The following is a 13,962-nucleotide window of genomic DNA, read 5'->3' as shown; positions in this document are numbered from 1 at the left end:
TCCCTCTCGGACAACGAAGAAGCCCGACACGATCATCGTGTCGGGCTTCTTCGTACGAACAGTAGGTGAGTCAGCTGTCGAAGCCGTCGCCGTGCAGAGCGTCGTTCATGGACGCGTCCGCGAAGCCGCGGCAGTAATCCCAGGTCACGTAGGCATCGGGAACCGGGTCGTAGGCCGGCTCGTGGGGCCGGACGGTGCCGTCGACCAGGAGCTGCAGCAGGTTGGCGCGCAGCATGTCCCAGTCGTGGTAGTGGTCCTGCTGGCAGTCCTCGCAGCACACGACCAGGCCGCGAATGCCGCGGTGGCCGAGGAGTGCCTCGTAGACGGCCAGGTCAGCCAGATCCTCTTCGACGGCGAGCCGCTCCTGAGGATCCAGAGGTTGGCCGGGCTCGATGGCGTCGAGGGCGGCCGACGGGTCGGCTGGGTCTCCGGCGAACGGATCCGGGGGTAGGCCGGGAGGCAGTTGATCGCGCACGCCTCCACGGTACGCAGGACTGGTGGGTCTGCGCCAGCCGTTCGAATGCGACATGCCGGGCGCGTCCACCCCCGACGACCCTCCGAACAGAGATTTCGGTGTTCGAAGGACACCCACAGCGGGCGGCATTCGCACTGGTGATGCCCTAGCCGATACCATGGTTCACGGCGCTGAACAGATGAGTGCAAGTGCCGAAACTCCATCCGTTCTCCAACACCGCACTGGCGGTGCGCCTGCGAGCTCTCACCGGCCGCACGCCGCGCCGAAGTGCAACCAGGCTCTAGGGAGGGCCAGATTCGCATGAGTAGTCCCGGAGCCCACGTCCGCACAGGCGGCGACGATCCCAACAAGGTCGCGATGCTCGGCCTCACGTTCGACGACGTCCTGCTGTTGCCGGCCGCTTCGGATCTGATTCCCAGCTCGGTCGACACCTCCAGTCAGATCACCCGCGAGATTCGGCTGCGGGTGCCACTGGTCAGCTCGGCCATGGATACCGTCACCGAGGCGCGGATGGCCATCGCCATGGCCCGCGCCGGCGGTATGGGCGTGCTGCACCGCAACCTGTCGTTGCAGGATCAGGCGTCCCAGGTGGAGACGGTCAAGCGTTCGGAGGCCGGGATGGTCACCGATCCGGTCACCTGCAAGCCCACCGACTCGCTGGCCGAGGTCGACGCCATGTGCGCACGCTTCCGCATCTCGGGGTTGCCCGTCACCGACGAGACAGGCGCACTCGTCGGCATCATCACCAACCGTGACATGCGCTTCGAGGTGGATCAGAACCGCCGCGTCGCCGATGTCATGACCAAGGCACCGTTGATCACCGCGCAGGAGGGCGTCACTGCCGAAGCCGCTCTCGGCCTGCTTCGTCGACACAAGATCGAGAAACTGCCGATCGTCGACGGCAAAGGCGCGCTCACCGGTCTGATCACCGTGAAGGACTTCGTCAAGACCGAGCAGCACCCCGACGCCACCAAGGACCGCGACGGTCGCCTGCTGGTCGGCGCCGCGGTAGGCGTCGGGCAGGACGCCTGGGCGCGATCGATGGCACTGACCGACGCCGGCGTGGACGTCATCATCGTCGACACGGCGCACGGCCACAATTCGCAGGTGCTCGAGATGGTCAGCAAGCTCAAGGCCGAGGTGGGCGACCGCGTGCAGGTCGTCGGCGGCAACGTGGCCACCCGCGCCGGAGCGCTGGCTCTCGTCGAGGCGGGCGCGGATGCCGTCAAGGTGGGCGTCGGACCGGGATCCATCTGCACCACGCGTGTCGTCGCAGGCGTCGGTGCCCCGCAGATCACCGCGATCCTCGAAGCGGTCGCCGCGTGCAAGCCGCACGGTGTTCCGGTCATCGCCGACGGCGGTCTGCAGTTCTCGGGCGACATCGCCAAGGCGCTCGCTGCCGGTGCGTCGACCGCCATGCTCGGATCGTTGCTGGCCGGTACCGCGGAGTCGCCGGGCGAGCTGATTCTGGTGGGCGGCAAGCAGTTCAAGAGCTACCGCGGTATGGGTTCGCTCGGCGCGATGCAGGGACGCGGGGGAGCGAAGTCGTTCTCCAAGGACCGCTACTTCCAGGACGATGTGCTGGCCGAGGACAAGCTGGTGCCCGAGGGCATCGAAGGTCGCGTCCCGTACCGCGGACCGCTGAACCAGGTCATCCACCAGCTCACCGGTGGTCTTCGAGCGGCGATGGGGTACACCGGGGCCACCTCGATCGAGGACCTGCAGAAGGCTCAGTTCGTGCAGATCACTGCGGCCGGACTCAAGGAGAGCCATCCGCACGACATCACGATGACCGCTGAGGCCCCGAACTACACCACCCGATAGTCGATTCGGTCGCTCCTCGGCCGAATCGATTCGCTCTCGAAGTAGAAAGGTGCGCGCGTGCGCGACCTCGTTGAAATCGGCATGGGCAGAGAAGCCCGCCGCACCTACCAGCTGGACGACATCGACATCGTGCCGTCCCGTCGTACCCGGTCGTCGAAGGAGGTCTCGACTGCCTGGCAGCTCGACGCCTACCGGTTCGACATTCCGGTGCTGGCACACCCGACCGACGCTCTGGTCTCACCCGAGTTCGCCATCGAGTTGGGCCGCCAGGGTGGGCTGGGGGTCATCAACGGTGAGGGACTCTGGGCGCGCCACTCGGACGTGCAGGCCAAGCTCGATCAGTTGATCCACATCGCCGAAACCGATCTCGATCCCGACGCACCGATCGCCTTTCTGCAAGAGCTGCACGCCGCGCCGCTGCAGCCGGATCTGCTGGCCGCCGCCGTGGGCCAGGTTCGTGATGCCGGGGTGACCGTCGCCGTGCGCGTGAGCCCGCAGAATGCCCGTTCGCTGACGCCCGCTCTCGTGGCGTCGGGCCTGGACCTGCTGGTCATTCAAGGCACGATCATCTCCGCGGAACACGTCGCCCACGGTGAGGACGAGCCGCTCAACCTCAAGACCTTCATCGCCGAGCTCGACGTTCCCGTCATCGCCGGCGGGGTGAGCGATCACCGCACCGCGCTGCACCTGATGCGTACCGGCGCGGCGGGCGTCATCGTCGGTTACGGCTCCGTCGAAGGTGGCACGACCACCGGTGAGGTGCTCGGTATCGGTGTTCCGATGGCGACCGCCATCGCCGATGCGGCCGCGGCGCGGCGGGACTACCTGGACGAGACCGGCGGACGCTACGTGCACGTCATCGCCGACGGTGACATCACCACCTCCGGTGCGCTCGCCAAGGCCATCGCCTGCGGAGCCGATGCTGCGGTTCTCGGCGCTCCGCTGGCCGTCGCCGCAGAGGCTCCCGGCGGCGGTTGGTACTGGCCGTCCGCCGCGGCCCATCCGTCGATGCCGCGCGGAGCGTTGTTGCCCATGTCGGCCGGCGACCGTCCGAGCCTGGATCAGGTGTTGCACGGGCCGTCGCGCGAGTCGTACGGCTCGATCAACCTCGTCGGCGGCCTGCGTCGGTCGATGGCGAAGTCGGGGTACTCCGATCTCAAGGAATTCCAGAAGGTGGGCCTGAACGTCAGGGCTTAGACCGGTCGGCTCCATCGGGGCGCGCACTCCTGTCACACGGGAGTGCGCGCCCTTTCTGCTGTCGGTGGTCCACGTAAGCCGACCCTGGGTTGGTGATACCTCTCGTAACAGCTAGAATCGGTTGTGGCGGTAGTCACACGGGGGTGTGCATACTGTTCCCCAGCAACGGATGTAGCGGAGGTCACCATGGGTTCAGCTGTTCGCGCCACGGATTACGACGTTCTGATCGTCGGTTCGGGCTTCGGCGGAAGTGTCACCGCGCTGCGGCTGGTGGAGAAGGGGTACCGCGTCGGGATCCTGGAAGCCGGCCAACGCTTCGAGGACAAGGACTTCGCGAAGAACAGCTGGGATCTGAAGCGTTTCCTGTGGGCACCGAAGCTCGGTCTCTACGGCATCCAGCGCGTGCACCTGCTGCGCGATTGCCTCATCCTCGCCGGTGCCGGAGTGGGCGGCGGATCGCTGAACTACGCGAATACCCTCTACAAGCCGCAGGCACCGTTCTTCGAGGACAAGCAGTGGGCGCACATCACGGACTGGAGCAGTGAGCTCTCTCCGTTCTACGACCAGGCCACCCGCATGCTGGGCGTGGTGCGCAATCCGCACATGACCCCCGCCGACGAGGTGATGAAGTCGGTCGCCGAGGACATGGGCGTCGCCGATACTTTCATTCAGACCCCGGTGGGCGTGTTCTTCGGTGACGAGCCGGGAAAGACCGTCCCGGATCCGTACTTCGGTGGTGCAGGCCCCGAGCGCACCGGATGCATCGAGTGTGGTGAGTGCATGACGGGGTGTCGTCACGGCGCCAAGAACACCCTGCTCAAGAACTACCTCGGTCTCGCCGAGCGCGCGGGAGCCGAGATCGTGCCGATGACGACGGTGTCCGGCCTTCGCCCCCGATCCGACGGCACCTGGGACGTCGACACCGAGCGCACCGGTGCTCGGCTTCGCAAGGGCAGGAAGACGTACAGCGCCGCCAATGTCGTTCTGGCAGCCGGTACCTGGGGCACCCAGAACCTGCTGCACAAGATGAAGGACACCGGCGCGCTGCCGAAGTTGTCGGACACACTCGGCGAACTGACGCGTACCAACTCCGAGTCGATCGTCGGAGCGGCCAAGCTGGCGGTCGATCCGAACATGGACCTCACGCGCGGCGTCGCGATCACGTCCTCGTTCCACCCCAGCCCCAACACGCACATCGAGCCGTGCCGCTACGGCAAGGGTTCCAACGCGATGGGCATGCTGCAGACCCTGATGACCGACGGCGGAGGAAAGATTCCGCGGTGGCTCAAATTCGTGTTCGCGCTGATCGCACACCCGATTCAGTTCGTCCGCGTCGTCAACGTCCGGCGCTGGAGCGAGCGCACGATCATTGCGCTGGTGATGCAGAACCTGGACAACTCGATCACCACGTTCACCAAGCGTGGGCCGTTCGGCCGCAAGATCTCCAGCAGGCAGGGCCACGGTGAGCCGAACCCGACGTGGATCCCCGAGGGCAACGACGCCACCCGGCGCATTGCCAAGAAGATCGGTGGCGTTGCAGGTGGCACCTGGGGAGAGCTGTTCAACATTCCGCTCACCGCCCACTTCCTCGGCGGCTGCGCCATCGCCTCGGATTCGGCGCACGGCGTCATCGATCCGTACCACCGCGTCCACGGCTACCCGACGCTCAGCGTGGTGGACGGGGCGGCCGTGTCGGCAAACCTCGGGGTCAATCCGTCGCTGACCATCAGCGCGCAGGCCGAGCGGTCGGCGGCGCTGTGGCCGAACAAGGGTGAGCTGGATCTTCGTCCGGCACAGGGGCTTCCGTATCAGCGGCTCGATCCCATCGCCCCCAACTCGCCCGTCGTGCCGGTGGACGCTCCGGGTGGACTGAGACTGCCGATCGTCGAGATCAGGTCCGGCTCCTCGGCGATGCCCGTCGAGCACTCGGGTGTTGCGTAAGCGCTTCGACAGTCCCACTAGACTGACCCGGTGACCGACTCCTCTGCACACGATCCCTCGCACGCACGGCCGGTTCTGGTCGTCGATTTCGGAGCCCAGTACGCGCAGTTGATCGCCCGCCGGGTGCGCGAGGCCAACGTGTACTCCGAGGTCATCTCGCATACCGCGACCGCCGAGGAGATTGCAGCCAAGGACCCGGTCGCGCTGGTGCTGTCCGGTGGACCCTCCAGCGTGTACGCCGAGGGTGCGCCCGAGCTGGATGCCGCGCTCCTCGAGCTCGGAATCCCGGTGTTCGGGATCTGCTACGGATTCCAGGCGATGGCCCAGGCGCTCGGCGGCACCGTCGAACACACCGGAACGCGGGAGTACGGACGCACCCAACTCAGCGTGGACGGCGGTCGGCTGCACGACGGTCTGCCTGCCACACAGCCGGTCTGGATGAGTCACGGCGACGCGGTCACGGCAGCGCCGGAGGGCTTCACCGTCACCGCGACCAGCGCGGGTGCGCCCGTTGCCGCCTTCGAGAACGAGGGCACGCGCATGGCGGGCGTGCAGTATCACCCCGAGGTCCTGCATTCGCCGCACGGGCAGCAGGTGCTCAGCCGGTTCCTGCACGAGACGGCGGGCATCGCTCCGGACTGGACCGCGGCCAACATCGCCGATGCCCTGGTCGAGGCGGTGCAAGAACAGGTCGGTTCGACGGGCAAGGCCATCTGTGGCCTTTCGGGTGGCGTCGACTCCGCGGTGGCGGCGGCACTGGTGCAGCGGGCGATCGGTGATCGGCTGACCTGCGTCTTCGTCGACCACGGACTGCTGCGCGCCGGTGAGCGTGAGCAGGTGCAGCAGGACTTCGTGGCTGCGACGGGTGCCAAGCTGGTCACCGTCGACGCGGTCGATACGTTTCTCGGTGCGCTCGAGGGCGTCTCCGATCCGGAGGAGAAGCGCAAGATCATCGGCCGTGAGTTCATTCGTAGCTTCGAGGGTGCCGTCGCCGAGGTGCTGGGCGAGAACGCCGAGCACGGCGACGCTGTCGAATTCCTGGTGCAGGGCACGTTGTACCCGGATGTCGTGGAGTCCGGCGGCGGATCCGGAACAGCGAACATCAAGAGCCACCACAACGTCGGCGGGCTGCCGGACGATCTGCAGTTCGCCCTGGTCGAGCCGCTGCGTGCGCTGTTCAAGGACGAGGTGCGTGCGGTCGGACGTGAGTTGGGCCTGCCCGAGGACATCGTGGGCAGGCAACCGTTCCCCGGGCCCGGTCTGGCGATCCGCATCGTCGGCGAGATCACTCGCGACCGTCTGAACACGCTCCGTCATGCCGATTCGATCGTCCGAGAAGAACTGACGGTCGCGGGCTTGGATCAGCAGATCTGGCAGTGCCCGGTGGTGCTGTTGGCCGACGTGCGCAGTGTCGGCGTGCAGGGCGACGGCCGTACCTACGGGCACCCGATCGTGCTGCGTCCGGTCTCGAGCGAGGACGCGATGACCGCGGACTGGACTCGTCTGCCCTACGACGTGCTCGAAACGATCTCGACTCGGGTGACCAACGAGGTTCCGGAGGTCAACCGAGTCGTTCTCGACGTCACGAGCAAGCCGCCGGGCACCATCGAGTGGGAGTAGCGGGGTCAGCTCCTTCTGCTGGGGCCCAGGAGTAGCGCGAAGCCGACGACCACCGCGGCAACCACGAACACCCAGCGGAACTGGACATCGCCCAGAGCCGCGATCGCTCCCTGGCCGATGAGGGCTGCGACCGAGACGACCATGGCGGCCAGCCCGGCGAGAAGCAGCAATGCCGAGGGTCCGCGTCGGTTCGAGTTGCGATCCTCGGTGGCAGCGTCGTCGTAGTCGTGGCCGATGCGGTCGGTCTTGTGCTTCTTCACTTCTGGTGCACCACCTTCAGGTCGCCGAGGAACACATTGCCTTCGATGGTGAGCACCGGTGCGTCGGGGGCAGCGGCAGATCCGACCTGTATTCCGGGGTTGCCGCAATCGGTCGAGCCCATGAAGGCCTCGCATGTGGTGTCGATGTTCATCGTGTTCGGTACCGTCACGACGGCCTGCCCGAAGGCAACGTCGATTTCCATACTGTCGTTCTCGGTGAGCGTCAGGCCGGTGAGGTCCAGGTTCAGCTCGCCGGCTCCGATCTCGTACTTGGGAGCGAGTTCCGCAGCGGTGAGCGGGGTTATCCGCTGTGTCCCCGTCATTCCCTCGTCCATGTCCATCGGACCGACTGCTGACGCCAGGACGACGAAGCCGGCCAGGGGTGCGGCGACCACCAGCAATCCGTAGCCCTTGCGGAGGAATGCGCCGAGCACGAGTCCCACGGAGATGACCGCGAGCGCGACAGCTCCGACGCGGCCCGCCGAGGCCCAGTCCCCGCCGGTTGCGGCACCTACCGCCGCGGTGATGCCGGCAGCGAGCAGAGCCAGGCCGAGAAAGCTTGCCGTCCACCGTGACCGGCGCTTGCGTTCGATCGCCGCAGGCGGGAAAGCGCCGGCCGGTTCGGGAAGATCCCAGGCGAACGGGGCCACCCCGAGCGGGTCCCACGACGGGGGCGTCACGGTGGGCATGTCGGTGGACGTGTCGTTCGGCTTCTCGGCCGATACGGTCGACTTGCTCAGGTTCACTGTGTGCGCGTCGGCAGAATCCTCGGCGCCGGTGTCCTCGACAGGCTTCGGTGTCGCAACGTAGCTCTTCGGCAGAGTCGTGTACGGGGTGTAGCGCTCGTGCTGGAACTGAGGCGGACGATACTGCGCGGCCGTCCACTGCTCGGCCGACGTGCTCGACGAGCCGAATGGCATCGGCGCGTAGCGGTTACGGGAGAATTCCGCCGTCCGCATGTAGGGCGGCGGCTCAGGGCACCGTTGGTGCAGCAACCAGAGTCCGCCGAGCATCGCCACCAGGGAGATCAGCCCCGAACCGCCGAGTCCGACGCCGACCGGGCCGATGGTCGACACCGCGATGACCAATGCCACCGCCACGACAACCATCTTGGTCGACGAGTCGGAGCTGTTCCCACGACCGACCAGAGACTCTGCGCCCGACGCCGTGTCACCGGCGCGGTTGAGCACCAGCCACGCCGCCAGATACAGGACGATGCCGGTACCGCCGAACAAGGTGGAGACGACGAACGCGATCCGAATCAGAACGGGGTCGACGTCGTAGCGATAGCCGATACCGGCTGCGACACCTGCCACATGCCCGCGTTGCGGCAAGCGGTGCGGACGGGTGCGCCACATCTGCTGTAGTTGATCCGAGACGGTCACGTTGCTCATGAGAACCATCGTGGTTGCCTCGACCACGAAACACATCAGGGATACCCCTGATCTTCATCCCCGAAGTCGATGACCCCGCTGAACATCAGGGCGAACCCTGATGCGACAACCACCGCATCCGTGCCAGGATCGAAGGCGTGCACCCTGTCGACAACCCACCCGTCGACGCCGCCCGCAACGCACCACCCGTGGCCGGCGTCACGCCGGCCACCGCTCCTGGTATCCCGGTCGCTTCTGCAGGCTCCGCTCCCGCTTTTCCGGTCGCTTCTGCAGGCTCCGCTCCTGCTTTTCCGGTCGCTTCTGCAGGCTCCGCTCCTGCCCCCTATCAGCGACGCGGCGGCGGACGCATCGTCGGCGGCGTCGCAGGCGGGCTCGCCGACCATCTCGGCATAGACGTGTTCAAGGTTCGGGTCGCGTTCGCACTGCTGGCCGCGTCCGCCGGAGCCGGCATCGCTGCATACGGCCTGATCTGGATGTTCACCCCAGCGGGTGAGGACACCGCGCACCCGAGTGCCGCCGAACGCCAGCGGGCGCTCGGGTTGGCCGCTATCGGTCTCGGCCTCGCCGTCGGTCTCGCCTGGCTGCTCAGCGGTACCGCTGCATCGGTCATCGTGCCGGTCATCGTCGTGGTGATCGGTGCTGCCCTGGTGTGGCGCGAGTTCGACTCCGAGGGACCGCGAACGGCGTTGGGGCTTCCCCAACACCCGACCGTGTTGAGCTGGGCGAGGGTCGTCGGCGGAGCGACGTTGATCGTGCTCGGCCTCGGCGTGGTGGTGCTCGCCCGCGTCGATCTGGCCGCGCTGCGTTCGTCCTTGCTCGCAGTGGTGGTCACTCTCGTCGGCGTCGGCCTGTTGACGGTTCCCATCTGGTTGCGAACCTGGCGCGCGCTCGGTGCCGAGCGGTCTGCACGTATCCGCAACGACGAACGCGAGGAAATCGCGTCGCACCTGCACGATTCGGTACTGCAGACACTGGCGCTGATCCAGAAGCAGTCCGATCAGCCGCAGGAGGTGATGCGGCTGGCGCGCGGGCAGGAGCGTGAACTACGCAGATGGCTGTTCGACGGCGGCGACACCGACAACTCCAGCTTGGCCGACGCGCTCAAGACCATCTCCGGTGAAGTCGAGGATCAGCACGGCGTGACGGTACGACCCATCACCGTCGGCGACGTGCATCTACTGCCCGACGACGTCGAATCGGGTCTGTCGCGCGAGAGCTTCACCGCTCTGCTGGGTGCCACGCGAGAGGCTCTCGTCAACGCGGCCAAGCATTCCGGTGAGACCAATATCGATCTGTTCGCCGAAACCGAACCGGAACAGGTCAGCGTTTTCGTCCGTGACCGTGGCACCGGGTTCGACGAATCGGAAGTACCCGAGGATCGACGCGGCCTGGCGAAATCCATTCGGGGACGCATCGAGCGCCGCGGCGGCACGGTGCAGGTACGGTCGACCGTCGGCAAGGGAACCGAAGTGCGCATCTTCATGCCCCGCATCGGCAGCGCCGTCACCACCGAACCGTCCGAATCCAGTCAGCAGGAGCAGCCGACGTGACCGAACCCTTCCGCGTTTTTCTCGTCGACGACCATGCGGTGTTCCGCTCCGGAGTGAGAGCCGAACTCGCTCGCGAGGCGGACATCGACGTTGTCGGCGAAGCAGGAGGCGTCGCCGAGGCGGTATCGGGCATCGACTCGACAAAGCCCGATGTGGTGTTGCTCGACGTGCACATGCCCGACGGCGGAGGCGTGGCCGTGTTGAATCGCATCTCCGAGGGGCCGGTATGCCTCGCCCTGAGTGTGTCCGACGCCGCCGAGGACGTGATCGCTGTCATTCGTGCCGGTGCGAGGGGATACGTGACCAAGACCATTTCCGGTTCCGAACTCGCCGACGGTGTTCGACGCGTCGCCGGGGGAGACGCCGTGTTCAGCCCCCGCCTGGCCGGGTTCGTCCTCGATTCGTTCACCGGTCGCAGTGCCGTCCCGGAGCCACCGCTGGATCCCGAACTGGATTCGCTCACGCCCCGTGAACTCGAGGTGCTGCGGTTGCTGGCGCGCGGTTACACCTATCGCGAAATCGCCGAGGATCTGTTCATCTCCGTCAAGACCGTCGAGACTCACGCGTCGAATGTTCTCCGAAAGACCCAGCAGTCCAACAGGAATGCGCTCACTCGCTGGGCGCACAAGCGTCGAATCGACTAGGTGACCTACGTCGATCGGAGAAGTGTCGCCAGGATCGTCGCGTGACGGAGCAGGAACGTGTGCTCGTCGAGCTTCTTGCGTCGGAGCCACCCGGTCACTTCGCTGTTGTGTTTGCTGGCGTTGCAGGAGGGGCAGGCCGGCACGACGTTGTCGAGTGTGTACCGGCCACCGCGAGAAACCGGCATGATGCAGTCGCGTTGCAGGGGCGCACTTGTCGCTCGACAGTAGGCGCACCCTCCCCATGCATCGAGAAGTTCGGCCCACTGGGAGGCGGTGAGGTCGTTGTCCACTCGGGCGAGCCGTCGTCGCCGTCGATTCGTGTAGCGCGCCCGCGTTGCCTTCGGCAGCGCAGTGGCGGGGAGCTTGCGGCGAGGGTGCACAAGGGCGACGATACTTCGGCCGCGGCAGCGCTTCCGTGTTTTGCCCCAGCGCGCCGAATACACCGTTGTCGAGTGTCACCGGAGGACGAGCATGGTGTTCGACATGGCCACACCTGGCCGGGCGCACAGTGCTTGACCTTCGACCAACCCGAAGCCTCAGGATTTCACCATGACTGATTCGGCAGAAGAATTCGTGACCATCGGTGCGTTCGCTCGTTCGAGCGGGCTGACCCCCAGTGCCCTACGGTTCTACGACGACTGTGCGTTGCTCGTCCCGGCGTTCATCGACGCCAAGTCCGGCTATCGCTACTACACGCGTGCACAATCGAAGCGGGCGAACATCATTCGACAGCTGCGCGAGATCGGTATGCCGCTCGATCAGGTGACCTCCGCGCTCGAGGGCGACGGAGCCGCGGCCGTCGAGATCGTGGATCGGCATGTCGAAGAACTCGCCACACGTGCGAGGGCAGCGGCCGAGGCCGCAGTGTCCATTCGCCGGATGTTCGACGAAACATATTGCACCGCAACGGTAGCTGCCGCCGAGTTCGCGTCGGCGGTGAAACGAGTCGCGTCTGCGGTCGGAACGAGCGAGGAGTTTCCGGTGCTGCGGGGCGTGCTGGTCGAGGTGGACGGCGCCGCTGTCACCCTCACCGCGACGGATCGGTACCGACTCTCCACCCGCAGCCTCGTGGCGCAGAGCTCGCCCGGTGCACCCTGGTCGCGCGTTGCAACGGTCGGCTCTCTCGAGGTCGTACCCGCATCGGGCACCCTCGTACTGACGGCAACCGACGGCGCGATGGCTGTCGAATCCGACGACACCCGACACGAGGTCGATCTCGTCGACGGAGACTTCCCCGATTGGCGGACGATCATGGACGGTTTGGCTCCGACCGTGACGAGGGTTGTGGTGCAACGAGATTTCGTTCCCCTCGACAGCGGGACGCTGCGGATCGACGCCGGCCCGGACGGCCTGACAGTCGAGGGTGTTGCCGTCCCCGCGCGGGTCACCGGGTCCGAGATGACGGTGTTCTTCGACGCCGCCGTTCTGCAGGCCGCCGTCGCCTCGGCCGTCGGACCGGACCTGATGCTCGATATCGCCGCTCCGGACCATCCGATGCTGGTGCGGTCCGCGGTCGACGGCGCTCTGACGACGTTGGTGATGCCTGTTCTCGGCTGATCGCTGGTCGGATGCTGCGACGGAGATCAGTGCCGAGTTCGGATCGCGATCACCGTGCACGAGTCGCGTTGAGGGCTCGACTACAGCAGAAGGGTAATCACCAGAACCAGAACGACCACTACGGCAAGCACGAGTGCCGCTAGGACGACGGTCGACAGAATCGACGTTCGGTCGCCGATGGTGTCCTCGATGCGCATCAGAACGTCGTCGATCGGGTTCCTCTTCTTCTTCGTCAGGTCGAACGGTGGTGGCGAATACGTCGAAGGAACCGGATTGGCTTGGCTCTCACCGGGTTGCACGGCCGGTAGGCCGGCGATGGTTCTTCCGAACTCCCTCGACGGACGGCGATTTTCGGACACCGGTGTGGAGCGCCTCGCCCATGCGGGAACCACTCCGTCCGCAGACGTCAGGGGCACCCCGCGCAGCTGAGCAATGGTGCCGCGCTTGCTGATAGCGGCGAGAATGATCTCGTCGCGGGCCTGCGCCATGGTGGGGCGTCGGGCAGGATCGGGCTCGAGCATGTGCAGCAGCGGGCCGGTGAGATCCCCGCTGCGGGTGGGGGCGATGATCTGCCCCTTGGCAACTCGGTGCAACAGTGCGATCGAATCGTGATCGATGTCGAACGGCGGTCTGCCTTCGATAGCGGTGTACAGCGTTGCCCCGAGGGAGAACACGTCGCTGGCCGCGGTGGGATCCTGTCCGCGTGCGACCTCGGGTGCGAAATATGCCGGGGTTCCGGTGATCACGCTGTCATCGGCCTCTTCGACGTCACCCTTGGCCCGGGAGATACCGAAATCGCTGATCTTGACGATGCCCAGATCCTTGCCGCGATCGGCGATCAGAATGTTGCCCGGCTTGATGTCTCGGTGCACGATTCCGGCCTCGTGCGCCTCGGTCAGTGCGTCGGCGATCTGTGCGCCGATCTGAGCGACCTCGAACGGTGGTAGCGAATCGGTGGTGCCGAGTGCCTGCGCGAGACTGCGTGAGGACAGGTATTCCATGACCAACCACGGTTCGCCGTCGACGAGAGCGACGTCGTGCATCGCGATGGCGTGGGGGCTGGAGAGTCGGGCAGCGATACGACCCTCGCGCATGGCCCGGTTGCGTACTTCCACGGCCTGCTGTGGGGTCAACCGAGTGGTGGACGTGACCTGTTTGACGGCCACCTGTCGGTGCAGAAGTGTGTCGGTGGCGAGCCATACCGCGCCCATGCCTCCACCTCCCAGCTTGCCGGCAAGGCGGTATCTGCCGGCCAAGAGGTAGTCGGGCCCGACGCCCCGTCGAACACGCTGCTGATCCGTCACGTCCACAGGTTAGTGGACGATGGCGAGACGTGCCTGCAGCCGCGGAGCGGAGGCATCTACCAGGGGCTTCGGCATCACCTTGACGAGTTGCCGTCCGAGCGGCTTTACTGAGTGCAGATCGAAATTGTGTTCGAATACGCCACTTCCCGCGTTCGTCGAACACCGAAGTTTCGGGTCGATTTTCTACGCCGCGAAG

12 protein-coding genes are annotated in these 13,962 nt (G+C 66.1%); 7 read left to right on the top strand and 5 right to left on the bottom strand.

Features of this window, described 5'->3' with window-relative positions:
* Positions 1 to 70: 70 nt before the first annotated feature.
* Positions 71 to 475, bottom strand: a complete 405-nt coding sequence (locus tag AABD04_RS16005) for a DUF5319 domain-containing protein (protein WP_032378069.1) — start codon at positions 473 to 475, stop codon at positions 71 to 73.
* Positions 476 to 775: 300 nt separating this feature from the next.
* Here AABD04_RS16005 and guaB point away from each other — a divergent pair, with 300 nt between their 5' ends.
* The 4 genes from guaB (at position 776) to guaA (ending at position 7,057) form a co-directional block, all read left to right on the top strand.
* The gene (gene guaB, locus AABD04_RS16000) at positions 776 to 2,299 is read left to right on the top strand and encodes an IMP dehydrogenase (protein ID WP_243594775.1); all 1,524 of its coding nucleotides are present in this window, start codon (positions 776 to 778) and stop codon (positions 2,297 to 2,299) included.
* Between the two features lie 57 nt (positions 2,300 to 2,356).
* Complete coding sequence (locus AABD04_RS15995; RefSeq protein ID WP_243608212.1) at positions 2,357 to 3,496, top strand: GuaB3 family IMP dehydrogenase-related protein; 1,140 nt, start codon at positions 2,357 to 2,359, stop codon at positions 3,494 to 3,496.
* A 186-nt stretch (positions 3,497 to 3,682) separates the two neighbouring features.
* Complete coding sequence (locus AABD04_RS15990; RefSeq protein ID WP_341441772.1) at positions 3,683 to 5,437, top strand: GMC family oxidoreductase; 1,755 nt, start codon at positions 3,683 to 3,685, stop codon at positions 5,435 to 5,437.
* A gap of 30 nt (positions 5,438 to 5,467) precedes the next feature.
* Positions 5,468 to 7,057 (top strand): glutamine-hydrolyzing GMP synthase, encoded by a 1,590-nt coding sequence (gene guaA / locus AABD04_RS15985; RefSeq protein ID WP_341441771.1) that lies wholly within the window; start codon positions 5,468 to 5,470, stop codon positions 7,055 to 7,057.
* A gap of 5 nt (positions 7,058 to 7,062) precedes the next feature.
* Here guaA and AABD04_RS15980 read toward each other — a convergent pair whose 3' ends face one another.
* Both AABD04_RS15980 and AABD04_RS15975 read right to left on the bottom strand, forming a co-directional pair.
* Entirely contained in the window at positions 7,063 to 7,317 is a 255-nt protein-coding gene (locus tag AABD04_RS15980) for a hypothetical protein (protein ID WP_423228160.1), read from the bottom strand.
* Complete coding sequence (locus AABD04_RS15975) at positions 7,314 to 8,711, bottom strand: PspC domain-containing protein (RefSeq protein ID WP_341441770.1); 1,398 nt, start codon at positions 8,709 to 8,711, stop codon at positions 7,314 to 7,316. Before AABD04_RS15975 ends, AABD04_RS15980 begins: the two co-directional genes overlap by 4 nt.
* Before the next feature lie 221 nt (positions 8,712 to 8,932).
* Between AABD04_RS15975 and AABD04_RS15970 the strand changes: the two genes are divergently transcribed.
* Together AABD04_RS15970 and AABD04_RS15965 are read left to right on the top strand one after the other, a co-directional pair.
* Positions 8,933 to 10,261 carry a sensor histidine kinase gene (locus tag AABD04_RS15970; protein WP_423228239.1) on the top strand — a complete coding sequence of 443 codons (1,329 nt, stop codon included), beginning with the start codon at positions 8,933 to 8,935 and terminating at the stop codon, positions 10,259 to 10,261.
* A complete protein-coding gene (locus AABD04_RS15965) occupies positions 10,258 to 10,905 on the top strand; it encodes a response regulator (RefSeq protein ID WP_243594781.1) in 648 nt (215 codons plus the stop codon). Before AABD04_RS15970 ends, AABD04_RS15965 begins: the two co-directional genes overlap by 4 nt.
* Before the next feature lie 5 nt (positions 10,906 to 10,910).
* Here AABD04_RS15965 and AABD04_RS15960 read toward each other — a convergent pair whose 3' ends face one another.
* Positions 10,911 to 11,285 carry an HNH endonuclease gene (locus AABD04_RS15960; RefSeq protein ID WP_341441768.1) on the bottom strand — a complete coding sequence of 125 codons (375 nt, stop codon included), beginning with the start codon at positions 11,283 to 11,285 and terminating at the stop codon, positions 10,911 to 10,913.
* 169 nt (positions 11,286 to 11,454) lie between these two features.
* On the opposite strand from AABD04_RS15960, the gene AABD04_RS15955 reads away from it, so the two are divergent.
* Positions 11,455 to 12,462: a DNA polymerase III subunit beta family protein gene (locus AABD04_RS15955; protein WP_341441767.1), complete on the top strand. Its 1,008-nt coding sequence runs from the start codon at positions 11,455 to 11,457 to the stop codon at positions 12,460 to 12,462.
* 80 nt (positions 12,463 to 12,542) lie between these two features.
* On the opposite strand, the gene AABD04_RS15950 is transcribed toward AABD04_RS15955, so the two are convergent.
* Positions 12,543 to 13,772: a serine/threonine-protein kinase gene (locus AABD04_RS15950; protein ID WP_341441766.1), complete on the bottom strand. Its 1,230-nt coding sequence runs from the start codon at positions 13,770 to 13,772 to the stop codon at positions 12,543 to 12,545.
* Positions 13,773 to 13,962 lie beyond the last annotated feature (190 nt).

Origin of the sequence: Rhodococcoides navarretei, assembly GCF_038069675.1 — a bacterium.
Lineage (GTDB): Bacteria > Actinomycetota > Actinomycetes > Mycobacteriales > Mycobacteriaceae > Rhodococcoides > Rhodococcoides navarretei.
Note: the sequence above shows the minus strand (reverse complement) of the source record. Positions and strands in the feature narration are given on the sequence as shown.

Coding starts and splice junctions, on each gene's coding strand:
- guaB (WP_243594775.1), top strand. CDS start 776: ATGAGTAGTCCCGGAGCCCACGTCCGCACAGGCGGCGACGATCCCAAC.
- AABD04_RS15990 (WP_341441772.1), top strand. CDS start 3,683: ATGGGTTCAGCTGTTCGCGCCACGGATTACGACGTTCTGATCGTCGGT.
- AABD04_RS15955 (WP_341441767.1), top strand. CDS start 11,455: ATGACTGATTCGGCAGAAGAATTCGTGACCATCGGTGCGTTCGCTCGT.
- AABD04_RS15975 (WP_341441770.1), bottom strand. CDS start 8,711: ATGAGCAACGTGACCGTCTCGGATCAACTACAGCAGATGTGGCGCACC.